Source organism: Egicoccus sp. AB-alg2 (assembly GCF_041821065.1).
In the GTDB taxonomy this organism is placed as follows: Bacteria; Actinomycetota; Nitriliruptoria; order Nitriliruptorales; family Nitriliruptoraceae; genus Egicoccus.
Window position 1 is genome coordinate 182,808 of the sequence record NZ_JBGUAX010000006.1, and the last position, 22,282, is coordinate 205,089.

A 22,282-nucleotide genomic window follows, 5' to 3' on the forward strand; every position below is an offset into this window, starting at 1 on the left:
CGGGAGGATGGGAGAACGATGACCGACGCGAGCGAGCGGACCTTTCCGCTGCCGAGCGAGATCACCGATGTGCCGGGGGCCGAGAACTGGGCGTCGATGTACCCCGCGTTCACGAGGTTCCGGCCCGGGGACGACCAGCGGTTCTGGTTCTACAACTCGATGCACTTCCCCGAGCCGATGCCGGCGTTCGACGCCATCACGGCGGAGGTGCCGTACACGGCGATCGGGGCCAACACGGCGCGGTTGTTCGCCTTCCCGACGACCCTCGGCATCGAGCACCGGATCGTCAACGGACGGGTCTACATCACGGCGAACCCGGTGCTCGACGAGGACGAGGTCGCCCGCCGGCTGCAGGAGTTCGAGCGGCGTGCCGGCCACTACTACGAGAACTGGGACGACATCTACACCGGTTGGAAGGCGCGCATCGACGCCCTCATCCGGGAGGTGGACGACATCGAGGTGCCGGCGCTGCCCGAGCTCGACGACCTCGACGCCATCACGAGCGCACGCGGGTATGCGCAGAACCACCTCGTGCGGGAACGGTGGCACCGCTGCATCGACCTCTTCTCGATGATGTGGCACCACCACACCGAGCTGCTGATGCTCGGCTACGGGGCCTACGTGGTGTTCTTCGAGTTCTGCAAGACGGCGTTCCCCGAGATCCCGGATCAGATGGTCGCGCGGATGGTCGCGGGCATCGACGTGATCATGTACCGGCCCGACGAGGAGCTGAAGAAGCTGGCGCGGCTGGCCGTCGAGCTGGGCCTCGACGACGTCTTCGTCGAGGACGCCCGAGCGGACGCGATCCTCGCGCAGCTCGAAGCCCGCGGAGAAGCCGGCTCGCAATGGGTGAAGGCGATGGACGAGGCACGCGACCCCTGGTTCAACGTCTCGACCGGTGACGGCTTCTACCACCACCACCGCAGCTGGAACGACGACCTGACGGTGCCGTTCTCGGCGTTGCCGCGGTACGTCAGGCTCGCCAAGGAGGGCGACCCGCTGCTGCGCCCGACGGAGCAGTTGCAGGAAGAACGCGAACGGATCGTCGCCGAGTACCGGTCGCTGCTGCAGACGGACGAGGACCGGGCCGCGTTCGACCAGATGCTCGGTCTGTGTCGCGTCGTCTTCCCGTACGTCGAGGACCACAAGTTTTACTGCGAACACTGGTTCACCAGCCGCTGGTACGCGAAGCTGCGGGAGTTCGGGGCGTTGTTGCAGCGGTTCGGGGTCGTCGAGCAGGCGGACGACATCTTCCACCTGCAGCACTACGAGGTCGATCAGGCCCTCGCGGACGTGATGCTCGCGTGGGCGGCCGGCGGATCGGTCGTCAGCGCCGAGCACGTCCAGGCGGTCGTCGCCGACCGCAAGCAGATGCTGGCGACCCTGGCGGAGTGGAACCCGCCGCCCGCGCTCGGGCCGGTCCCCGAGGCGCTCAACGATCCCGCCGTGAAGATGCTGTGGGGTGTCACCTCGGAGACGATCGAGGCGTGGGCCACCGCCGCCAACGTCAGCGGGAACGAGATCCGTGGCTACGCCGCCTCACCCGGCGTGGTGGAGGGCACCGCCCGTGTGCTGCGCAGCGTCAACGAGATCGGCGAGGTGCTCGACGGCGAGATCCTCGTCGCGACCGTCACGGCCCCGAGTTGGGGCCCGGTCTTCGGCAAGATCCGGGCCGCCGTCTCCGACATCGGCGGGACGATGTCGCACGCGGCGATCGTGGCCCGCGAATACGGCATGCCGGCGGTCGTCGGGACCGGTCAGGCCACGGAGCGCATCCGTACCGGGCAGCGGCTCAGGGTCGACGGAGACCGAGGCATCGTCACGATCCTCGACGGGGACGGCCGATGAGCAGACCGGGGCAGGCGACCGAGCTGGTCCGACGCCTGGACCAGCTCGGGACGAACGACCGGCCGGAGGTCGGCGGCAAGGGCGCGAGCCTCGGCGAGCTGATCCGCACGGGCATCCCCGTGCCCCCCGGCTTCGTGGTGACGACCCGCGGGTTCCTGCGTGCGCTGGAGACGTTGGACCCCGGTGCCGAGTTGCGGGCCAGGATCGGGCAGCTGCCGCCAGACGCCGCGGCGGCGGACCCCACGATCCGACCGCTGCGGGACCGCATCCTCGGCGCGCCGTTGCCCGACGACGTGCGCGACGCGATCGTCGCGGCGTACCGGGAGCTCGGCGCTGACGCGACACCTGTCGCCGTGCGATCGAGCGCGACGGCCGAGGACAGTGCCGAGGCGAGCTTCGCCGGCCTGCAGGACACCTACCTGTGGGTGCGGGGCGCCGAGGACGTCGTCGAGCACGTACGCCGGTGCTGGGCGAGCCTGTACAGCCTGGAGGCGGTGTCGTATCGGCGACAGCGCGGGCTCGGCGAGGACGGGCTCGCGATGGCGGTCGTCGTCCAGGAGATGGTCGACGCCCGCTGTTCGGGGGTGATGTTCACGTGCAGCCCGACCACCGGGGACCCGTCGGTGATCGCGATCGAATCCGGCTGGGGGCTCGGGTCCGCGATGGTCAGCGGCGAGGTCACGCCCGACGCCTTGGTCGTCAGCAAGGTGACCGGCGAGGTCGTCAAGCGCGAGATCGCGGTCAAGACCCACTGGCACCGGATGGACCCCAGCGGTCACGGTGTCGTCTCCGAGGAGGTGCCCGAGGACTTGCAGGCGCGCCCCTGCCTCAGCGAGTCCCAGCTCACCGCCCTGACCCGGCTGGCCCGCCGCGTGGAACAGCACTACGGCTGCCCGCAGGACATCGAGTGGGCGATCCCGACGGACGCCGGGGAGACCGACATCGTGCTGCTGCAGAGCCGTCCGGAGACGGTGTGGGCGAACCGGCCGGCACAGCCCGTGGCGGCACCGAAACCACGCGCGTTCGACCACGTGCTGGGGGTGCTCGGCGGGCAGGCCCGTCACCGCGGAGACGACCGGTGAACCTCACCAACGACGACGTCCAGGAGCTCCTCCGGCTGCTCGATCAGGTCCCGCTCGACGAGTTCGAGGTCACCACCGACCGGTTCCATGTGCGGCTGCGGCGTTCGGGCAGCGACGGCTGGACCCAGGTCCGCCAGGTGACGGCGCCGCCACGGCCGGCGGTCACCGTCGAAGCCCACGCCACCGCGACCACCGGCGCGCCGGACGCGCCCGAGCGTGAGCCGGTCGAACTCGAAGGGCGGCTGGCGGTCCGAGCCCCGCTGCTCGGGACCTTCTACCGCGCGCCGCGACCCGGCGCCGACCCGTTCGTCGAGGTCGGCGACCACGTCGACGAGGACACGGCGGTCGGCATCGTGGAGACCATGAAGCTCATGAACTCGGTCCCGGCAGGCGTGGTCGGGACGGTGGTCGAGATCCTCAAGGGCAACGCGGAGTTCACCGAGAAGGACGAGATCCTGATGGTCGTCGAACCGGACGTACCGTGATCCTGCGTCGAGTGCTGATCGCCAACCGCGGCGAGATCGCCGCCCGGATCATCGGCACCTGTCAGTGGCTCGGCATCGAGGCGATCCTCGCCGCCTCGGACGCGGACCTCGACTCGCTACCGGCGCGCCTCGCCGACGGCGTCGTCCGGCTCGGCCCCGCCCCCGCCGGGCAGAGCTACCTCGACGTCGAGGCAGTCGTCGCCGCAGCGCGAACCGTCGGCGCGGACGCGATCCATCCCGGGTACGGGTTCCTCTCCGAGAACGAACGCCTGGCCCGCGCCTGTGACGCCGCCGGCATCGTCTTCGTCGGCCCCACGGCCGGCCAGCTCGCGGCCGTCGGCGACAAGCTCACCGCCCGCCGTCACGCGCTCGAGGCCGGTCTGCCCGTCGTCCCCGGCGGCGAGGTGGACGACGTTGCGAGCGCCGAGTCGCTGGTCGACCGGCTCGGCCTCCCGGTGCTGGTCAAGGCCGTCGGCGGCGGCGGTGGGCGCGGGATGCAACGGGTGACGGATCGCTCGCAGTTGCGCACGACACTCGACCGCTCGATGGCCGAGGCGGAGGCGGCCTTCGGCGACCCGCGCGTCTACCTCGAACGCTTCGTCGTCTCCGGGCGGCACGTCGAGGTGCAGGTGCTGGGTGACGGTGCCGACGTCGTCCACCTCGGCACCCGCGACTGCTCGGTCCAGCGCCGCTACCAGAAGCTCATCGAGGAGGCGCCGGCGCCCTGCCTCGACGACGCGCTGCGCGATCGCATGCACGACGCCGCCGTCGCGTTCGCGCGCCACCTGGGGTACCGCGGCGCCGGGACGGTGGAGTTCCTCGTCGACCGTGAGCGTGGCTCGTTCTACTTCCTCGAGATGAATGCCCGGCTGCAGGTGGAGCATCCGGTCACGGAGGCGATCACCGGCGTGGACCTCGTCGCCGAGCAGATCGCGGTCGCCGAGGGCCAGCCGCTGCGACTGCGGCAGTCCGACGTGACCTTCCGCGGTCATGCCTTCGAGTGCCGGATCAACGCCGAGGACTGGGAGCGTGACTTCGCCCCGACGCCCGGCACCGTGACCGAGGCGATCTTCCCGGCCGGACCGGGAATCCGCATCGACACGCACGTGCAGGCCGGCGCCGTGGTGCCGCCCTTCTACGACTCGCTGATCGCCAAGCTGATCGTCCACGCCGGGGATCGGCCGTCGGCGCTCGAGCGGCTGCGCAGTGCCCTGCGCCGATGCGCCATCGACGGGGTGTCGACGACCGTGCCGATGCACCTGGCCGTCGCCGACGATCCGGAGTTCGCCCGTGGTGGCGTGGACACCCGGTGGTTCCCGCAGTTCCTCGAACACGGCTCCCCCGCCCCCGCCGCTGCGCCCGCCGGGAGGCTCGGCCCATGACCCGGATCCAACTCGTCGACGTGTCGCTACGTGACGGCAACCAGAGCCTGTGGGGTGCGGTCGGCCTGAAGACGCCCCACGTCCTGCAGATCGCCCCGGTGATGGACCGGGTGGGGTTTCGCGCGCTGGACTTCACCTCGAGCACCCACATGGGCGTCTCCGTCCGCACGCACCGCGAGGACCCCTGGGAACGGATCCGGCGAACGCATGCGGCCATGCCGAACACGCCGCTGCAGTTCATCGGGACCGGTTTCCGGTTCATCTCGTGGGAACGACAGCATCCCGACGTCATGCAGTTGATCTACGACCGGCTCGTGGTCAACGGTCTCTCGCGGTTCGTGGTGCTCGATCCGATGCACGACATGGATGCGGTGCGCGCGACGGCCGCAGCCATCCGCAAGGCGGGCGGCTCCGAGATCATCGCCGCGTTGACCTACACCGTCAGCGAGGTGCACGACGACGCGTTCTACGCCCGCCTGGCCGCGGAGATGACCGCCTGCCCGGACATCGATCGGGTCTACATCAAGGACCCCGCCGGCCTACTCACGCCCGATCGCGCCCGGACCCTGATTCCCGGGATCACGGCCGCGCTCGACGGCACGCCGCTGGAACTCCACTCGCACTGCACGCTCGGCCTGTCGCCGCTGACCTACCCCGCGGCACCCGCCTTGGGCGTGGAGGTCCTGCAGGTGGCGTGCGGCGCGCTGTCCAACGGCACGTCCCTGCCCGACGCCGAACGGACGGTCGCCAACGTCCGCGAGCACGGGCACGAGGTCGAGGTCGACGACCGGCTGCTCGCGGTCGTCGCCGAGTACTTCCGTCGGTTGGCCCGGGCGGAGTCCCTCCCGTTCGGGACACCGCAGGAGTACGACGCCTCGTTCCTTCGCCATCAGGTCGCCGGTGGCGTGATGACCACGATGCGCCGACAGCTCGCCGAGCTCGGGCTCGAGCACCGGTTCGGCGACGTGATGGAGGAGGTCGGCGTGGTCCGCGCGGAACTGGGGTATCCGATCATGGTGACGCCGTTCCCCCAGATGGTGTGCTCCCAGGCGCTGTACAACGTCATCGACGGCGAGCGCTACCGCAACGTCTCCGATCAGGTGATCCGGTACGTGCTCGGCAGCTTCGGCCGCCCGACGGTTCCCGTCGACCCGGACGTCCGTGACCGGATCCTCGGTCGCCGCCGGGCCCAGGAGCTCGCCGAGGAGCCATCACCGCCGACGCCGGAGGAGCTTCGCGCCCGCTTCGGTCGCCACCTGCCGGACGAGGAGCTGTTGCTCCGAGCCACGATGCCGGCCGAGCAGGTCCACGCGATGCTGGCCGCGGGACCGTCACCGGCGTCGTACAACCCTGAGCGGCAGCCGATCGACCGGCTGCTGCGGGAGCTCGCGGACCGGCCGCCGATCGCCGAACTGAGCGTGGGATCCGACGAGTTCGCGTTGACCGTACGCAGTCGAGGGCAGGGAGCTCCTCATGGCGGCTGATCGCGAGCGAGCCGGCGGCGCGGCGGTCGCGTCGGCCGACGAACGGCTGCGCACCATCCGTGGCTTCGTGTTCGACATGGACGGCACGCTGGTGCTCGGCGACCGGCGCAACAAGGGGCTCGTGCCGCTGCCGGGTGCCCGAGAACTCCTGGCCTGGCTGGACGACCGTGCCGTGCCCTACGCGGTCGTGACGAACGGCACGACACGCACCCCGGCCGCGTACGCCGAGGTGCTCCGCGGACTCGGGTTGGGGGTCGCGGACGGCCGCCTGCTGACCCCCGCGAGCGGTGCCGTCGCGGTGCTGACCGAGCGGGGCGCGCGACGCGTCGTCGTACTCGGACACGAGGCCATCGCCGGGCCGATCCGGGACGCCGGCATGGAGGTCGTCGAGCCGGTCGGGCAACCGCAGGCCGACGCGGTCATGGTCGGCTGGTTCCCGGACTTCACGCTGCCGCCGCTGGAGGCCGCCTGCCACGCGATCTGGGGCGGCGCCAGGCTGTACAGCGCGTCCCAGTCGCTCTTCTTCGCCACCGCGGAAGGTCGCACGCTCGGCACGTCCCGAGCGATCTGCGGGGCGATCGAGGCGATCACCGGCGTGACCCCGGAGATCGTCGGCAAGCCGTCACCGCACCTGCTGCGCAGCGCGGCCGAGCGACTGGCCCTACCCCTCGAGGAGATCGCGGTCGTTGGAGACGACCCGGCCCTGGAGACGCCCATGGCGCATGCCGGCGGTTGCCTGGCCATCGCGGTGGAGACCGGCGTCGGCGGGCCCGACGACCTCGCCGCACTGCCCGCCGAGGAACGACCCCACTTCGTGTTCCGTGGCGTGGACGAACTGCTCGACCGGTTGCGGGACCTGTGGGACTGACCGCTCCTCCCGGCGTCACGTGCGCACCGCCGTCGTCGACGGGTTGGCCTGCCGTCAGTGGTGGGCGTCCCACCACCGCAGCACACGCAGGGCACGCAGGGTGACCCATCGCGAGGGCCGTCCCTCGCCGTCGTCGACGTCGAACCAGGTCCGCCCGGTCGGGTTCCAGTCCAGCGGCCAGGTCCCGTCCTCGAGCCGGCGCGCGCGGACGTGGTCGATCGCCTCGCCCAGCCGCGAGTCGGGTGCCGCACCGGTCAGCGCCGCCGCAGCGCGGAAGTGGTCGAGGCCGCGCAGCACGTCGTAGTGCCACCGGTTGGGGTGCACGAAGGCCAGGTAGCGCGGGTCGGCGGGCTCGCCGCTGCTCAACCGCCGGAACAGCGAACGCGCGAGCAGGTACTCCTCCCCCGAGCGGCGCGCCTCACGGATGGCGTCGGTGCCGCCGGTGACCTGCTCGTACTGCAGCAGCCCCTCTACGACGTTGATGGTCGTGTCGAACGACGAGCGGACCGAGCCGTACTCGGCGTCGCAGTTCCAGCCGCCGTCGTCGAGCCGTTCGTCGAGGAGACGCGAGACGATCGGGGTGACGTCGACGCCGAAGTAGGCGCCGTTGGCGACGGTCAGGCCGTTGATGCACGGCTCGACCTCGCCTTCCCAGTACGGCTGGCCGTCGTGCTCCCAGCGGGCGTTCTCGCCGATGAGCCGCACCATGCGCGGGACGCGGTCCGAGGCGGGGTCGAGCCCGAACTCCCGCAGCTGCGCCAGCACGTGCGACGTCGTGGTCCAGGGCTGGCCCGGCTCGGTGCCGCCCCAGACGTAGTCGGCCGGGAAGTGGGCCCCGCCGTCCCACTGCCCGTCGTCGTCCTGGTGGGCGAGCAGGCGGGCCCCCCAGCCGTGCGTCTCCACCCTGGCCCGCTCGGCCTGCCACTCCTCGGCCGGCGCGTCGAGCAGGTCCCGCATGACCTGCCACCGGATCGCCGGATCCGACTCGTCCGGGTCCATCAGCCAGTCGATCACCGCCTGCTCGTCGGTCATCGCCCCCCTCCCGGCTCGTTCAGCGACGCTGCAGCATGTCCGGCGACGTCGCCGGTGTCGAGCCGCCTCGTGCGTCACGCGTCACGTCCTCGGGCGGTCGCGCTCGGGGGCCCGCGGCGCGCCGTGTCAGCTGACGGCCTGCGCGACGAGCGCGGCCAGCCGCTCCCAGGCCTGCTCGGTCACGTCGTCGGCCAACGCGTACGACGACGGCCACAGACCGCTGGGGTCGTCGAGGTTCGCCTCGCCGCTGAACCCGAACGTCGAATAGGGCTCCTTGTCCATCCGCCCGCTGCGGAAGAAGCAGACGACCTTCTTCTTGCGGGCGTACGCGGGCTGGCCGTAGTACAGCTTCGGAGACAGCTCCGGTGCGACGGTCGTCACGACGTGGTGCACGCGCTCGGCCAGGGCGCGGTCCTCGTCGGGCATCTCGGCGATCTTGGCCAGCACGTCCGCCTCGTCGGCGGCGGCCTTGTCTCCGCGGTCCGCCTGGGCCCGCAGCTCCTCGGCCCGCTGCTTCATGGCGGCCCGCTCCTGCTCGGAGAACCCCTCGGCCGCGGCCGCGCCCTCGTCCGGCGTCGATGTCGTGCCCATCCGTTGTTCCCCTCGTCCGCTGCTGGCGTCCATGCGTTGGATCGGCACCGTAGACGCCCGCCCTGACCGGACCTTCTCGATTCCTGACCGAAGGGGGCGGACATCCTCTGTCCGCGTCGCGTCCTACGGTCGGGAGCGGTCGCCGGGCGCCACGGGGGTGCCGGAGAGGCCGGGAGGAGCCGTCGTGGACATGAAGCTCGAACTCGTGCCGGTGCCGGTCAGCGACGTCGACCGCGCCAAGGCCTTCTACACGGATCAGGTCGGCTTCGTGTGCGACCACGACCACCAGGTCCACCCGCAGCTGCGGTTCGTGCAGCTCACGCCTCCCGGGTCGGCCTGCTCGATCGTCATCGGGGACGGCATCACGGAGATGGCGCCCGGATCCCAGCAGGGGCTGCAGATGGTGGTCCAAGACGTCCGCGCCGTCCGGGACGAGCTCACCGGCCGGGGGGTCGACGCGACCGAACCCGACGAACAGCCGTGGGGCACCTTCGTCGCGTTCGCCGACCCGGACGGCAACACCTGGTCGCTGCAGCAGCTGCCCGCCGCACCCTGAGCCCGCTCGGGGGCCTGGCACCGGCGGTCGTGGCCCCGGATCCGGCGGCGCGCCGCCGTGACGACCCCCGCCACGGGTCAGGCGTTGGCAAGGGCCGCGTGCAGTGCCTGACGCAGGGCGACGTCACGCGGGTCGCCCCGCAGGTCCATGCCCATGCGATCCGTCACGTAGCCGTATCCGAGGCGCAGCGCGGGGTCCGCGAATCCCATCGAGCCGCCCGCTCCCGGAGCGCCGAACGCGGTGTCGGCGCCGAAGGCGAACGTCTCGCTGGGCTTCATGAATCCCAGCGAGAACTTGGCCGGTCCGCGGAAGCACGCGTCGTACCAGCCCTGTCGCGCCGGCGTGGCCGGTGCAGCGAGCGCGTCGATGGTCTCCTGCCGCAGGTCGAGCGGTCCGCCAGGCGCGGCGAACGCGCCGTAGGCGGTGGCGATGGCCCGGGCGCTGGCGACCGCCCCGCCCGAGGGCACCTCGATCTCCCGCACGATCACGCGGTCGCGGTCGACGTAGAAGCCGGTCCCGGGATTGGCCACCAACGAGCGGTGCAGCACCGAGTGGGGCCGCAGCGCGTCGACCGTGAGCGAGATTGGCATCGAGGTCAGCCGAGCCCACCGTCCCGGGGGCACCAGGACGGCGAGCCGCTCGTTCGGCACCGACGCCGGCGTGCCGATGAAGACCTCCTCGCCGACTCCGAGGGGGACGGCGATGTCCTCGTGGAGGATGCGGCCGATGGTGCGGTGCGCGGGATCGATGCGCCGCACCAGCTCGTTCTCGTAGAACCCGAGCGTGATGGCGTGATACGCCTGCCGCTCCCCCGGCGGCCAGATGGGACGCTGGCGCTCCATGACGCCGGCCAGGCGGTCGAGGTCGGCGACCAGCTCGCGGTCGACCGGCTCGTCGAAGCCGAACAGCCCCGCCTGGTGGGCGAGCAACTGCCGGACGGTGACGTCCTGCTTGCCGGCTGCCGCGAACTCGGGCCAGTACGCGGCCACCCGCTGGTCGTAGGCGAGCAGGCCACGCGAGTGCAGCAGCGCCAGGACCATGGCCGACAGCCCCTTGGTCGTGGAGTGGACCAGGGTCATCGTGTCGGCGGTCCAGCGGTCGCCGCTCGTCGCGTCGCGGACCCCGCCCCACAGGTCCACGGCCACCTCGCCGTCCACCACGGCACACACGGCGCCGCCCAGCTCGCCGCGCTCGGTGAAGTTGCCGACGAACGCGTCGCGCACCGGCTCGAAGCCGGGCGCGACGGTGCCTTCGACCTCGGGGTGGTCGACCCGGGTCTGGTGCCGGACCTTCGCACGGACGACCATCGCACCTGCCCTCCGGTTCGACGGCGCATGCGGCAGAGCGACGTGCTCACCACGACTGTCCTCTCTCCTCACCGCGTCCTGGCAGAGGCGATCGACCCGGACGTCTTCGACCTGTGCACCCGCCTGCGATCAGACGAGCGTCTCGTCGCAAGCGGCCGTTGACAGCACCGGCAAGACGTGTAACTTTTCGGTTACACATAGACGGAGGACCGATCATGACATCGACGGGCAACGGGCGTATGGCGCGGCACGGCGAGGTGGTCGGGGACGGAGACCGGCGGACGGTGCGCTTCGAGCGGCATCTCGACGCCTCGCCGGAAGAGGTTTGGGATGCGCTGACCAACCCCGTGCGGCTCGCCCGCTGGCTGGCGCCCACGACCATCGACGAGGGACCGGCCGGCCACGTGCACCACGACTTCGGCGACGGCCAGGCCTGCGAGGGGCCGATCCTGACCTGGGACCCACCTCGGGCGCTCGAGTACGGGTGGCACTACACGGGCGAGTCCGACAGCGTCGTGCGCTTCGAGCTCGCGCCGGCTGCGGGCGGCACCGTGCTGACGCTGGTGCACCGGCAGCTCGACAGCGACCAGGCGACCGGCTACGGCGCCGGCTGGCATGCTCACTTGGATCGTCTCGCAGCCGAGCTCGCGGGGGACGCGGACGCGTTCGACTGGGGCGAGCGCTTCGCCGAGGTGCTGCCGGACTACCGGTGACCGATCGCGTGTCGGTGCTGCAGGCGCTGGCCGACCCGACCCGGCAGCGCATCGTCGAGCTGTTGGCCGTGCGTGACCGCAGTGCCGGCGAGCTGGCCGAGCGGTTCGAGGTGTCCCGTCCGGCCGTGAGCCGTCACCTGCGGGTGCTGCGCGAGGCGGGGCTGGTCACGAGCCGGACGTCGGCCCGCCATCGCATCTACCGGCTGGAGCCGGCGACGCTCGAGGAGGTTTCGGACTGGCTGGAACGGACGCGGCGCGCCTGGGACGCCAGGCTGGACGCTCTCGAGGAAGAACTGCGCCGCAGGCCAGAGAGATGACGCAGGACCCAATGCGGAGATGACAGGCTGACCGCCTCCGACCGGGAGCGACCTCCCGCGGCCCCACGACAGGATCATCATGGCGATCGACACGCCCGGCCTCCTCTCCCGGCGCCGCCCGCCGACGACGACCGCAACGAGCGCCGTGGCGTTCACTCTGGGCGACGGACGCCCGGGCACCGTCGGGCCGAGCGTGGCCGGGACGCGCGTGATGGGGCGACGCCGATGACCACGGCCTACCTCGCCGCCGAGGAGTTCGAGAGCGAGCTCGACGAGGAGCTGCGGCTCGCCGGCGTCGTCGTCGGTCAGCGGCACGGGCGGCTGCGGATCAGCGAGAGCCCACCGGTGCATGCGGCGTGGGCAGCGAACACCTGGTGGGACGCGGAGCGGATCCAGGTGCGCTCGATCGGGCATGCCGCCCGTGAGCTGATGGACCGACAGCGCAACTGGGCCCTGTACGCGCCGACGCTCAGGGGCCGGGCCGAGCTGATCGCCGACAAACTCCCCCACGTGTCGGCCCGGGCGCTCGAGCTCGGGGAGGTCGCGCCCGACGCGCCGCTGGGGTCGTGGACGTTGCTGGAACGTGACGTCGTCCTGGCGGCAGCCGACTGTGCGGTCCCGTTCCCGAACGGCGTGCCGCGGTTCGTGGAGGACCGCCACGGGCCGCCGAGCCGCGCCTACCTGAAGCTGTGGGAGACGTTCGCCCGGCTGCGGCGTCAGCCAGGCCCCGGCGAGCGGTGTCTGGATCTCGGTGCTGCGCCCGGCGGCTGGACGTGGCTGCTGGCCCGCACGGGTGCCGAGGTGCTCGCGGTGGACAAGGCGCCGCTGGCTCCGGAGGTCGCCGCGTTACCGAACGTCAAGTGGTCGGCGGGTTCGGCCTTCGCGCTGGATCCGTCGGACGTCGGGCCGGTCGACTGGTGGTGCAGCGACATCATCGCCTACCCGGACCGGCTGTATGACCTGGTGACGCGCTGGCTCGGGTCGGGCCAGGTCGGCAACCTGGTGTGCACGGTGAAGTTCCAGGGCGCCACCGACCACGTGGCCGCCGAACGGTTCGCCGCGCTGCCCGGCGCCCAGCTGTTCCACCTCGACCAGAACAAGCACGAGCTCACCTGCGTGATACTCGACGCCGCATGAGCGTCGCGAGCGCGCAGTCACCGCCGATGATGAGCGACCGCGGAGACGGGCGCAGCTGACGCCACTCAGTCGTCGGAGCCGGCGAAACGACGTTCCAGGTCGGCGAGCTTGGCGACCCGCCGGCGGAAGTGGGGCTCGTCGCTGTGCTCGGCGCCGAGGAAGGCCGTCAGCAGTTCGAAGGCCAGACGATCACCGACGATCTGCGCGCCGAGGCACAGCACGTTGACGTCGTCGTGCTCCACGGCCTGGTGCGCCGAGTAGCTGTCGTGACAGAGGGCCGCCCGGATACCGGGGTACTTGTTGGCGGCGATCGACGCCCCGACCCCCGTGCCGCAGACCATGATGCCGCGGTCGGCCTCGCCGGCACGGACCTGTTGGCAGACCTGGTCGGCGATGTCGGGGAAGTCGACGGGTTCGTCGCTGTGGGTGCCGACGTCGGTGACGTCGTGGCCCCACTCACGCAGCCTGGCGACGATGGGACCCTTCAGCGGGAAGCCGGCGTGGTCACCGCCGACGACGATACGACGACGCGTCTGCTGCATGTGGTGCCTCCTAGAAGCCGAGAAGTCGCGGGAGCCAGATGAGCGTGTTCGGGAAGATTGCGAGGAGCATGGTCCCGGCCACGAGCAGCCCGATCAGCGGCACGATCGCGCGGGAGGTGTCCTCGATGGTGGTCTGCGCGATGCTGGAGGTCACGAACAGCACCACGCCCACCGGCGGTGTGCAGACACCCAGCGTGAGGGCCACGACGATGACGACGCCGGCGGCCATCGGATCGACGCCGGCCGCCACCGCGACCGGCAGGAACACCGGCGTGAGCACGATCAGTGCCGAGATGGTGTCGATGAACGTGCCCGCGATCAGCAGCAGCACGACCAGCAGAATCATGATCAGGGCGGGGTGGCTGACCTGCGAGAGCACGGCGGTCGCGACCCGGCGCGGGATGCCCTCGAAGGCGAGGACCCAGCTGAACGCCGAGGCGGTCGTCATCACGAGCATGACGACACCGGTGGTCTTGGCGGTGTTGACCATGGCGGCCGGGAGGTCCGCCAGACGCAGTTCGCGGTAGCCGAAGATTCCGACGAGCAGGGTGTAGAACGCGCCGACGGCGCCGGCCTCCGTGGGGGTCATGACCCCGCCGATGATGCCGCCCATGATCAGGACGGGCGTGGCCAGTGCGGGGGCCGCCGACCAGGCGGCGCGCCCGATCGTGGGGAGGTCTGCGCGCGGGTCGACCGGCACGTCGTGCCGGATCGCCGCGCGGCGCACGCCGATGACCAGTGCGAGACCGAGCAGCGCGGCAGGCACGTAGCCGGCGACGAACAGGCCGCCGATGGAGACACCGGAGATCGTTCCCAGGACGATCATCGGGATGCTGGGCGGGATGATCGCGCCCAGGCTGGACGACGAGGACTCCACGGCGGCGGCCAGTCCCCGCGGATAGTTGGCGCGCACCATGGCGGGGATCGTGATCGCCCCCGTCCCAGCGGCGTTGGCGACCGCCGAGCCGGAGAAGCTGGCGAAGATCATGCTCGCCACGAGTTGCACGACACCCATGCCGCCCGTCAGGTGGCCGACGAGGGTCCGTGCGAAGTGGACCAGCCGCTCGGAGATCCCGCCGCGACTCATCAGCTCACCGACGAGGACGAAGAAGGGGATCGCCGTCAGCGCGAACGAGTCGGCGCCCGAGTACATGCGCTGCACGATCGTCACCGAATCGACGCCGGGCATGAACAGCAGCACGTAGGCCCACGTCGCCAGGCCCACCGCGAAGGCGATGCGTGTGCGGCCGACGAGCAGCAGGACCATCAGGACGATGAGGACGACCCCGCTCATGGGCGTGACCTCCTGGACCGGTTGACGGCGACCGTCACGTGACCTGCTCCGAGGGCTCGTGGCCGGGGCCGCGTGGTTGCTCGTCGCTGCCGTCCAGCGTCTGGGTGACGAGCGTGACGAGCATGATCACGGCGGCGACCGGCACCGACGCGAACCCCCAGGCCAGCGACACCCGCATCGCCGGGGTGCGCGTGCCGAAGTCGAGGGTGGAGGTCACCAGCTGCCAGCCGGCCAGCCCGATCGCGACCAGGAAGGCGGCGGTCAGCGCGTTGGTGACCCAGACGAGGAGCTTGCGTCCACGCGGGGGAAGCCGATCCACCACGAACGTGATGGCCAGGTGGCCGCGTTCCTGCAGGGCCACGCAGGCGCCGAGGAACACGACCCAGACGAACAGGATGCGGCTGAGCTCCTCGACCCACGGCAGCCCGACCCGCAGGACGTACCTCGCGAACACGTTGCTGGTGACGATGACCACCAGTAACGCGGTGAAGACGCCCGTGATGAGGCGGACCACCGCCGCCAGCGCATCGTTGACGATGTGGAGGACGTGCACGTCGCTTCCCTCCCGACGGCGGTGGCCCGGCCGGTCAGCGCGTGACGAGGTCGTAGAGGTCCTCGTCGAAGGCCTCGCCGATGTAGCGGTCGTGGATCGGCCTGGTCGCCTCACGGAACGCGTCCAGGTCCGGCCAGTTGACCTCGACGCCCGCTTCCTCCATCTGCGCGATGAGCTCGTCGGTGACCTGCTCGGAGTGGCTGCGCTGTTCGACCATCGCGTCGGCAGCGGCCCGCTCCACGGCGTCGCGCAGGTCGGCGTCCAGACCTGCGAGCAGGTCCTCGTTGACGAGCAGCACCGTGAACGAGAGCAGGTGGTGCGTCATGGACATGTAGTCCTGGACCTCCTGCAGGTTCGCGGGCGCGATGTTCACGACGGCATTCTCCTGGCCGTCGATGGTCCCCTGCTGCAGCGCCGAGTAGACGTCGCCGTACGGCATCGCCACACCGGCGCCGCCGAGCGTGTCGGTGATGGCCAGGTTGACCGGGTTCTCGGGGCTGCGGATGCGCAGGCCCTGCAGGTCGCCGGGCTCCTCGATCGGGCGCTCGTTGTTGGTGTAGACGCGGGCACCGTTGTGCCCCCAGCCGAGGACGTGCAGCGACGAGGCGGACAGCTCCTGCTCCAGGTGCTCGCCCAGTTCGCCCTCCAGCAGCTCGAAGGCGTGGTCGTGGTCCTCGAAGACGTACGGCAGGCTCAGCAGCGTGGTGGTCTCGGTGAACTGCGCCAGCGGGTCGTGGCCGATGAAGGTCAGCTCGATCGTGCCTCGCTGCACGCTCTGGATGACCTCGGTCTCCTGCCCGAGCTGGCCGTCGGGGAAGATCTCCACCTCGATGGCCCCGTCGGAGTACTCGGCGAGGAGTTCGGCGAACCGCTCGGCGCCGACGTCGAAGTGGCTCCCGTCGGCGCAGCAGTGCGCCAGCCGCCAGCTCTGCGTCTCACCTGCCGGCTGCCCGTCGCCGGTGTCGACGTCGGTCGCCGCGTCCGTTTCCGGCTCTGAGCCGCCGCCACAGGCGGCCAGGCCCAGGCTCAAGGCCAGGACGAGTGCTGCCGGCGTACGCCACCGGCGTCGATTCCCATGCACGATCACGTTCGTTCCTCTCCCTTGTCTGGAGTAATCGCGGTGGGTCACCTACCCACCGTGGGTGCGAAGCTGCTGGAGCGCGTCGACGCGCCCGGCCAGCGCATCGATGTGTTCCTCCAGGACCGCCGTCATCTGCTCGGCGAGCTCGACCATCGGCGTGGTCTGCAGCGTGTAGTCGTTGGCGTCGAGGGCGGCCTGGACGGTCTCGGTCCAGTCGCTCGGAACATCGCCGATGCCGCCGTACGCGCCGACGATCTGGCCGAGGCAGCCGGCGATGCAGTCCGTGTCGCGTCCGAGGTTGGTCGCGCCGACGATGGCTTCCCGGACGTCACCCTGGCTGACCCACAGCAGCGCGAGCGCCTCGGCCGCGGTCTCGACCGCGTCGGCGTACGGGTACGTGGGGGCGAAGTGCTGCCGGATCGGCTCGCGGATGTCGCGCATGTCGGGGTACTTCCGCGCGATCTCGAGGGTCTCCTCGACGATCTCGCGGGTGGTGACGGAGACGTTGTCGAGTGCGGCGCCGATGATCGAGTCGACACTCGCGGTCGGCGAGAACGCCTCTGCCGTGGCGGCGGCCACGAGCTTGCAGGCTTCGACGCCACCGCTGGCGGCGGGCTGCAGCAGGAGCGCGACGTCCCCGGCGTCCAACGCCGCCTGATAGGGGTCACCGGCATTGATGATCCCGACAGGACCAATCATGTGCGCGGCGTCGACCAGACCCGGCCACGGCGTCAGCGCGCCCAGCAGCCGGGGCGGGATGCGGGTCTGCTCGTCCCCCGCCCGCAGGCGGTCCAGGTGGATCTTGATGTGCGGGTTGACGAGCCTGCCGATGTCGTCTCGCACGATGTCGCGGGCGAAGATCTCCGCGACGTCCTCGACGGTGACGCGCCCCGGCTTCTCGAGCATGGCCAGCGTCAGCAGGTAGCGGACCTCGGCGCCGTCCTCGGTCATGCCCGGCGGCATGTCCATGTGCTGGTAGCGCAGCCGCGGGCTGTTGTTCCAGTAGCGCACGTCACGCTCCTGCTGGACCCAGGGCAGGAAGCCGTCGACCCAGCCGAACGCCTCCTCGATGGCTTGCCACCCGCCGCCGGGGACGCTCACCCACTCGACCGCCGCACCCATCGCCGAGCCGATGTTGGCCGCGGCGATCGATCCGTACACCTTCTCGAACAGGGCAGACTTCGTCACTCGATGCTCCTTGTTGGCACGGCCCTCAGGCATCAACGTCGAGGTCCTCGTCGACCGCGAGCGTCGGGAACCAGTTGCGGGCCATGACGTGGCGCCGGGCCGCAGCCGACGCACGCTGGGGGTCGCGGGCCTTGATCGCGTCGACCGCCGCTTCGTGCTCCCGGTGCATCTGCTCCAGCGGCTCGCGTTCGAACTGCAGCAGGTTCAACATCCGGACCGAGAGGTCGTACAGGCGCCTCAGGGTGGTCATCAGGTACTGGTTGTGGCTGGCGCGGGCGATCGCGTCGTGCAGCAGCTCGTCGAACAACACGGGGTCGTCCGAGCCGGGCTCGCGCCCCTGACAGATCGCCTCGAGGCGGGCGATGTCCTCCTCGGTGGCGCGCTGAGCCGCCAGGCCCGCCGCGAACCCGTCCAGCTGCACGCGCAGCTCGAACAGCGCCTGGATGTCACCGGCGCCGAAGGACGAGACCACCATGCCGCGGCGCCCGTGGGCGACGACGAGCTCCTCGGCGACCAGCCGCTGGAGGGCCTCACGCAGCGGTGTGCGTCCGACCCCGTAGCGCTCGACGAGTTCCGAGTCGCTGAGCGGCTCGCCCGGCGCCAGGTCCAGGGTCAGGATCGCCCGCTTGAGCACGGCATAGGCGTGCTCCGACTGCCGCATCCCCTTCTCCGCCATGCCCGCTCCCTGTAATATGTGTGCAATATATTTGTAGCATGCTGGCTGTCAAGGAGAGAGACATGGCGAGGGGCAGGGTCGCGGTCGTCGGCAGCGTGAACATGGATGTCGTGGTGCCCGTGCCGCACCTGCCCGCGCCCGGGGAGACCGTGCTGGGAGGCCATCACCGGCAGCTTCCCGGCGGCAAAGGGGCGAACCAGGCCGTCGGGCTCGCTCGCCTCGACCGCGAGGTGGCGCTGATCGGGTGCGTCGGTCGCGACGACTTCGGGCAACGGCTGCGTCGGCACCTGAGCGGGGAGGGCATTGACGCCGCAGGGCTGCGCGAGACCGATGCGCCGACGGGCATCGCGGTCATCACCGTCGCCGACGACGGCGAGAACCAGATCGCCGTTTCGCCTGGTGCCAACAGCCTGGTCGGCCCCGAGGACGTCGAAGCCGGCGGCGTGGCGGACGCCGACGTCGTGCTGTGCCAACTCGAGGTGCCGGTCGGCGCGGTGGAGGCCGCCGCGACCCTGGCCGGCGGCGTGTTCGTCCTGAATCCTGCTCCTGCCCGAGCGCTGCCGCCCGGCCTGCTTCAGCGCGTGGACGTGCTCGTGCCCAATCGCACCGAGCTCGGCCAACTCGGTGACGCGAACGCCGACCTCGACGACCTCGACGACATCGCCGACGTCGCCCGGAGCCTCGGGCTGCCGGCGGTCGCGGTGACGCTCGGAGGGCAGGGCGTACTCTGTGTCACCCCGACCGCGGTGACGCACCTCACGCCACCCTCCATCGAGGTGGTCGACACGACGGGCGCAGGCGACGCCTTCTGCGCTGGGCTCGTCGATGCCCTCATAGACGGCGCGGATCTTGTGTCCGCCGCCCATTTCGGCATGGTCGTGGCCGGCAAGGCGATCACCCGCCAAGGCGCACAGACCGCGCTGCCGCGGCGGGACGAACTTGCCTGCGGATAGCAGGAACGGTCGTCAGGCCGCGGGGACCTTGAAGGACTCGTACAGGTCGGCTGGGATCGGGTTGGCCAGCCGCCAGGTAGCGCGATCGGCCGCTCGCCCTCGTGGCGGACGTAGTCGGCCGGCCCGAGCAGCACGTAGGGGCGCGTGGCACCCCAGGCGTCCTGCTTCGACGCGCGGACCGCCAGCAAGATGCGTACGCCGTTGGTGCGCTGCTCGATGTAGCGGCGGGCCGCGGCGGAGTCCAGGCGGGTCATGTTCTGCGACTCCCAGTGGAACAGCTCGCGGCTGAGTGCGTAGTCGCGGTACAGCGTCCTGGGCGAGTACTCGGCCTCGGTCTTCTGCAGCGTGATGAACAGCACCTCGGTGTTGGCCGGCGCGTGCCACCAGGGGCCGGTCTGGTGGCTGTAGCGCTCCCCCCGGCGCCAGCCGTCCGAACCCGGCCAGGATCTCGTCGCGGGTGTAGCTGGCGTGCAGGCGTAGCGGCACGTCGGCGTCGGGCAGCGCGATCGAGGGGCGGCTGATGCGCTCGCGGAGCAGCGGCAGGGTGGCGAGCAGTTCTTCGCGTAGTGCCGGTGCCTCCCAGACGCCGCGCCAGGCCGGGCCGAGGTCGTCGGGTGCGCCGCGCAGCGACCACAGGGTGACGAGGAACATCCACGCCCGACGACGGTCCACCTCGCCGTCCAGCACGGGTGGTCGGTCGGCAGAAAGCCCGGCGTGCAGTTGGTCGATCCGTTCGGCGACGTCGAGATGGAGCAGCCGTCAGACGCCCTTACGCAGCACGTCCACGCCGCGTCCGACGGGCCGGTCGTCGAGGTTGGCGGCACGACGCAGCAGCGCCCAGCCGCCGGCCTTGACGACGTCCTCTAGCTCGACGCCGGTCTCCTTGAGGAAGATGTCCAGCGGCGGGGCGCGACGGGCGGGCTCGCGGGCGGCTAGGCCCTGCAGTTCGCGGACCAGCGCCGTCTTGTTGGCCAGCACGGCCTGCTTGAGGTTGTTGACGACCCACGCGCGGGCCTGGTGGTCGAGTTCGAGGTGGCAGCCCGACGGCAGGTAGGGGAAGACCTCCTCAGCGGCCTGGGCGAGCTGACGTCGAGGTAAACCGATCAGCGCCCGCAGCCGCAGGTCGTAGCCGTACTCCCGGCGGTGCTGGCCGACGAAATCGAGCACCGTGCACACCGGCTTGTCGGGATGGCGGCGCAGACCCGGAGCACCTGGACGCGTCGAGCGGTCAGATCCGCGCGGTTTCGCGCGTCATGGGGCGAACACCCGCGGTACCGCCGACTGCGGTCGCGTTGTCGCGGACCAGGGCTAGGCCACGCTGGAAAGCAACGGCGCACCGAGCCAGCGGCGAACCGCAGCCACGCAAGCCCCAGCGGGACTATTCTGATTGTTCGACGCGGATCAGGGGCACCCGCTTGCGACTGGAACGATTCACGGTAAACAACTACCGCAGCATCACAGAAGCAGAGAAACTCGACCTTTCCGAGTACACAGTCCTCATTGGACCAAACAACGAGGGAAAGTCCAACATTCTGAGAGCGCTCGTCATGGGGATGTCGATCCTAGAGCGGGCGGGCGTGCGTGGTTGGACATTGGGCAACCAGTCACGGCTGCTTCTGAATCATACCTACTCCTGGGAAGACGACTACCCAAAGTCACTCCAGAAACGCAAAGCTCAAGGGCGGACGACACTCCGTTATGACTTTCGCCTTGATGATGACGAAATTCTATCGTTTTGGGACGAGGTAGGCAGCCGAATAAATGGCGAGCTCCCAATCGAAATCCAATTGGGCAAGGAACAATCATACTTCCGCATTCCCAAAAAGGGACCCGGCGGAGAGGCATTAACAGCTAAGCGGAATGCGATCGCTGGGTTCATTGGTCGTCGGTTATCCGTCGCATATGTCCAAGCTCAGCGAAGTGCCGCTGACAGCCAAAGAGAAGTAGACCGATTGGTGCGTCGTGCCCTCGATGACTTACAAAGCCGCGCCGACTACAGAGAAGCCCTAGAACTGATCGAGTCCCTCCAGGAACCAATCCTAAGCAAGTTGGCGGCTTCCCTCGAGGAGACGCTCTCCCTGTTTCTTCCCGACGTTAAACGGGTTTCTATCCGTTTGGATGAAGAAGATCGCCGCCGGCCCATCCGCAGCAAGATCATCATCGACGATGGCGATGAGACGCCATTGGCGGCCAAGGGCGATGGCATTCAGAGCCTTAGCACTGTCGCCTTGGTGAAAGATGTCGCCGAGCGACTTCGCCTTAGCAATGACATTGTGCTTGCCATCGAGGAGCCGGAAGCACATCTGCACCCAGGTGCGATTCACCAACTTCGCGCAGTCGTTGAAGACATCGCAACTACGCAACAGGTCATAGTATCGACGCACAGCCCTCTCTTTGTGAACCGCAATACATTGGGCAGTAACGTCTTAGTTAGAGACAACCGGGCACGTACCGCCGAGTCGGTACAAGAAATTCGAGAGATTCTGGGAGTACGGACGTCGGATAACCTACACTCGGCCGCCGTGGCAGTAATCGTCGAGGGTGCTTCCGATCAGCGGATACTTCAAGCGATTATTCCTACACTCTCTCAGAGTTGCGCTCGTGCCCTTGGGTCTGGAGAGATGGGCATCCAGGCCCTACACGGCGGCACAAACCTCTCCTATCGGCTCGGCGAACTTGAGTCTGGGCTCTGCATTCCACACGCATTTCTCGACGACGATCAATCGGGGAGGACTGCGGTCACGAGAGCGCTGGATCTCGGTTTGATCCGCGACAGGGACTACAACCTCGCATCGCGTCAGGGCTACCGTGATTCAGAGATTGAGGATCTTCTGTCAGTCGATGTATACGCCGATCACGTCAGGCGCGAGTTTGGCGTGAACCTCAGAGATAGGTCGTTTACTAGCGCTCGAAGCAAGTGGTCAGAACGCGTAGAACGGTCTTTCTCGCGAGCGGGCAAGCTCTTCGACGATGCCGCGATGCAGCGGATCAAGACCCTCGTCGCCACGTCAGTCGAGCAGAATCCGGAAGGGGCACTCCTTGAACCATCGCTTGGCGTTCTACAAGGACTCGTCGATGCGTTAGAGGTGAAGCTCGGTGGCGTGACTAGCACGTGACCTCATCATTACCCACACCGCGCAGATCAGTAATCGATAGCGTTCGTCGGCAGACCGTCGTCTCGGTGCGCCGTCGT

At 69.8% G+C, this 22,282-nt stretch carries 22 protein-coding genes and 1 pseudogene; 12 read left to right on the top strand and 11 right to left on the bottom strand.

Translation table 11 applies throughout. The annotated features are described in order from the left end of the window. The first annotated feature begins 18 nt into the window (after nucleotides 1-18). The 6 genes from ACERM0_RS13125 to ACERM0_RS13150 are packed head-to-tail and all read left to right on the top strand — an operon-like array spanning nucleotide 19 to nucleotide 7,149. The gene (locus tag ACERM0_RS13125; RefSeq protein ID WP_373679060.1) at nucleotides 19-1,848 is read left to right on the top strand and encodes a PEP-utilizing enzyme; all 1,830 of its coding nucleotides are present in this window, start codon (nucleotides 19-21) and stop codon (nucleotides 1,846-1,848) included. Beyond that, the gene (locus ACERM0_RS13130; protein WP_373679061.1) at nucleotides 1,845-2,930 is read left to right on the top strand and encodes a PEP/pyruvate-binding domain-containing protein; all 1,086 of its coding nucleotides are present in this window, start codon (nucleotides 1,845-1,847) and stop codon (nucleotides 2,928-2,930) included. The genes ACERM0_RS13125 and ACERM0_RS13130 overlap by 4 nt, the downstream gene beginning before the upstream one ends. Further along, entirely contained in the window at nucleotides 2,927-3,415 is a 489-nt protein-coding gene (gene accB, locus ACERM0_RS13135; RefSeq protein ID WP_373679062.1) for an acetyl-CoA carboxylase biotin carboxyl carrier protein, read from the top strand. Before ACERM0_RS13130 ends, accB begins: the two co-directional genes overlap by 4 nt. After that, nucleotides 3,412-4,797 (top strand): acetyl/propionyl/methylcrotonyl-CoA carboxylase subunit alpha, encoded by a 1,386-nt coding sequence (locus tag ACERM0_RS13140; protein WP_373679063.1) that lies wholly within the window; start codon nucleotides 3,412-3,414, stop codon nucleotides 4,795-4,797. The genes accB and ACERM0_RS13140 overlap by 4 nt, the downstream gene beginning before the upstream one ends. Then, nucleotides 4,794-6,281, top strand: a complete 1,488-nt coding sequence (locus ACERM0_RS13145) for a biotin carboxyl carrier protein (RefSeq protein ID WP_373679064.1) — start codon at nucleotides 4,794-4,796, stop codon at nucleotides 6,279-6,281. The genes ACERM0_RS13140 and ACERM0_RS13145 overlap by 4 nt, the downstream gene beginning before the upstream one ends. Then, nucleotides 6,271-7,149 (top strand): HAD-IIA family hydrolase, encoded by an 879-nt coding sequence (locus ACERM0_RS13150; protein ID WP_373679065.1) that lies wholly within the window; start codon nucleotides 6,271-6,273, stop codon nucleotides 7,147-7,149. Before ACERM0_RS13145 ends, ACERM0_RS13150 begins: the two co-directional genes overlap by 11 nt. A gap of 54 nt (nucleotides 7,150-7,203) precedes the next feature. Here the strand turns inward: ACERM0_RS13150 and ACERM0_RS13155 are convergent, their stop codons facing one another. Together ACERM0_RS13155 and ACERM0_RS13160 are read right to left on the bottom strand one after the other, a co-directional pair. Then, entirely contained in the window at nucleotides 7,204-8,181 is a 978-nt protein-coding gene (locus ACERM0_RS13155) for a squalene cyclase (RefSeq protein ID WP_373679066.1), read from the bottom strand. Nucleotides 8,182-8,307: 126 nt separating this feature from the next. Then, nucleotides 8,308-8,772 (bottom strand): DUF1801 domain-containing protein, encoded by a 465-nt coding sequence (locus tag ACERM0_RS13160; protein WP_373679067.1) that lies wholly within the window; start codon nucleotides 8,770-8,772, stop codon nucleotides 8,308-8,310. A 184-nt stretch (nucleotides 8,773-8,956) separates the two neighbouring features. Here ACERM0_RS13160 and ACERM0_RS13165 point away from each other — a divergent pair, with 184 nt between their 5' ends. Further along, nucleotides 8,957-9,328 (top strand): glyoxalase superfamily protein, encoded by a 372-nt coding sequence (locus tag ACERM0_RS13165; RefSeq protein ID WP_373679068.1) that lies wholly within the window; start codon nucleotides 8,957-8,959, stop codon nucleotides 9,326-9,328. Between the two features lie 77 nt (nucleotides 9,329-9,405). Here ACERM0_RS13165 and ACERM0_RS13170 read toward each other — a convergent pair whose 3' ends face one another. Next, complete coding sequence (locus ACERM0_RS13170; protein ID WP_373679069.1) at nucleotides 9,406-10,635, bottom strand: serine hydrolase domain-containing protein; 1,230 nt, start codon at nucleotides 10,633-10,635, stop codon at nucleotides 9,406-9,408. A 215-nt stretch (nucleotides 10,636-10,850) separates the two neighbouring features. Between ACERM0_RS13170 and ACERM0_RS13175 the strand changes: the two genes are divergently transcribed. The 3 genes from ACERM0_RS13175 to ACERM0_RS13185 all read left to right on the top strand — a co-directional run bounded on the left by ACERM0_RS13175 (nucleotide 10,851) and on the right by ACERM0_RS13185 (nucleotide 12,802). After that, nucleotides 10,851-11,348, top strand: coding sequence for an SRPBCC family protein (locus ACERM0_RS13175; RefSeq protein WP_373679070.1), 498 nt, complete (start codon nucleotides 10,851-10,853; stop codon nucleotides 11,346-11,348). Next, nucleotides 11,345-11,665 (top strand): ArsR/SmtB family transcription factor, encoded by a 321-nt coding sequence (locus ACERM0_RS13180; RefSeq protein ID WP_373679071.1) that lies wholly within the window; start codon nucleotides 11,345-11,347, stop codon nucleotides 11,663-11,665. The genes ACERM0_RS13175 and ACERM0_RS13180 overlap by 4 nt, the downstream gene beginning before the upstream one ends. Before the next feature lie 225 nt (nucleotides 11,666-11,890). Then, nucleotides 11,891-12,802: an SAM-dependent methyltransferase gene (locus tag ACERM0_RS13185; RefSeq protein WP_373679072.1), complete on the top strand. Its 912-nt coding sequence runs from the start codon at nucleotides 11,891-11,893 to the stop codon at nucleotides 12,800-12,802. A 65-nt stretch (nucleotides 12,803-12,867) separates the two neighbouring features. Here ACERM0_RS13185 and rpiB read toward each other — a convergent pair whose 3' ends face one another. From rpiB to ACERM0_RS13215, 6 genes are all read right to left on the bottom strand, one after another. Continuing rightward, on the bottom strand, nucleotides 12,868-13,344 hold the full coding sequence (gene rpiB, locus ACERM0_RS13190; protein WP_373679073.1) for a ribose 5-phosphate isomerase B: 477 nt from the start codon (nucleotides 13,342-13,344) through the stop codon (nucleotides 12,868-12,870). A gap of 10 nt (nucleotides 13,345-13,354) precedes the next feature. Beyond that, nucleotides 13,355-14,638, bottom strand: coding sequence for a TRAP transporter large permease (locus ACERM0_RS13195; protein WP_373679074.1), 1,284 nt, complete (start codon nucleotides 14,636-14,638; stop codon nucleotides 13,355-13,357). 34 nt (nucleotides 14,639-14,672) lie between these two features. After that, a complete protein-coding gene (locus tag ACERM0_RS13200) occupies nucleotides 14,673-15,191 on the bottom strand; it encodes a TRAP transporter small permease (protein ID WP_373679075.1) in 519 nt (172 codons plus the stop codon). 34 nt (nucleotides 15,192-15,225) lie between these two features. Then, nucleotides 15,226-16,221 carry a TRAP transporter substrate-binding protein gene (locus tag ACERM0_RS13205; protein ID WP_373679076.1) on the bottom strand — a complete coding sequence of 332 codons (996 nt, stop codon included), beginning with the start codon at nucleotides 16,219-16,221 and terminating at the stop codon, nucleotides 15,226-15,228. Between the two features lie 99 nt (nucleotides 16,222-16,320). Further along, the gene (locus tag ACERM0_RS13210; RefSeq protein ID WP_373679077.1) at nucleotides 16,321-17,460 is read right to left on the bottom strand and encodes an ADP-ribosylglycohydrolase family protein; all 1,140 of its coding nucleotides are present in this window, start codon (nucleotides 17,458-17,460) and stop codon (nucleotides 16,321-16,323) included. Between the two features lie 25 nt (nucleotides 17,461-17,485). Next, nucleotides 17,486-18,136, bottom strand: a complete 651-nt coding sequence (locus tag ACERM0_RS13215; RefSeq protein WP_373679078.1) for a GntR family transcriptional regulator — start codon at nucleotides 18,134-18,136, stop codon at nucleotides 17,486-17,488. A 62-nt stretch (nucleotides 18,137-18,198) separates the two neighbouring features. Between ACERM0_RS13215 and ACERM0_RS13220 the strand changes: the two genes are divergently transcribed. After that, nucleotides 18,199-19,089 carry a ribokinase gene (locus ACERM0_RS13220; protein ID WP_373679079.1) on the top strand — a complete coding sequence of 297 codons (891 nt, stop codon included), beginning with the start codon at nucleotides 18,199-18,201 and terminating at the stop codon, nucleotides 19,087-19,089. A 113-nt stretch (nucleotides 19,090-19,202) separates the two neighbouring features. Here the strand turns inward: ACERM0_RS13220 and ACERM0_RS13225 are convergent. Both ACERM0_RS13225 and ACERM0_RS13230 read right to left on the bottom strand, forming a co-directional pair. After that, a pseudogene (locus ACERM0_RS13225) lies at nucleotides 19,203-19,913 on the bottom strand (DUF3427 domain-containing protein); the annotation flags it as partial. Next, nucleotides 19,849-20,256, bottom strand: a complete 408-nt coding sequence (locus ACERM0_RS13230; protein ID WP_373679080.1) for a hypothetical protein — start codon at nucleotides 20,254-20,256, stop codon at nucleotides 19,849-19,851. The pseudogene ACERM0_RS13225 and the gene ACERM0_RS13230, both read right to left, overlap by 65 nt. Before the next feature lie 248 nt (nucleotides 20,257-20,504). Between ACERM0_RS13230 and ACERM0_RS13235 the strand changes: the two genes are divergently transcribed. Continuing rightward, nucleotides 20,505-22,205, top strand: coding sequence for an ATP-dependent endonuclease (locus tag ACERM0_RS13235; protein WP_373679081.1), 1,701 nt, complete (start codon nucleotides 20,505-20,507; stop codon nucleotides 22,203-22,205). The last annotated feature ends 77 nt before the right edge of the window (nucleotides 22,206-22,282 follow it).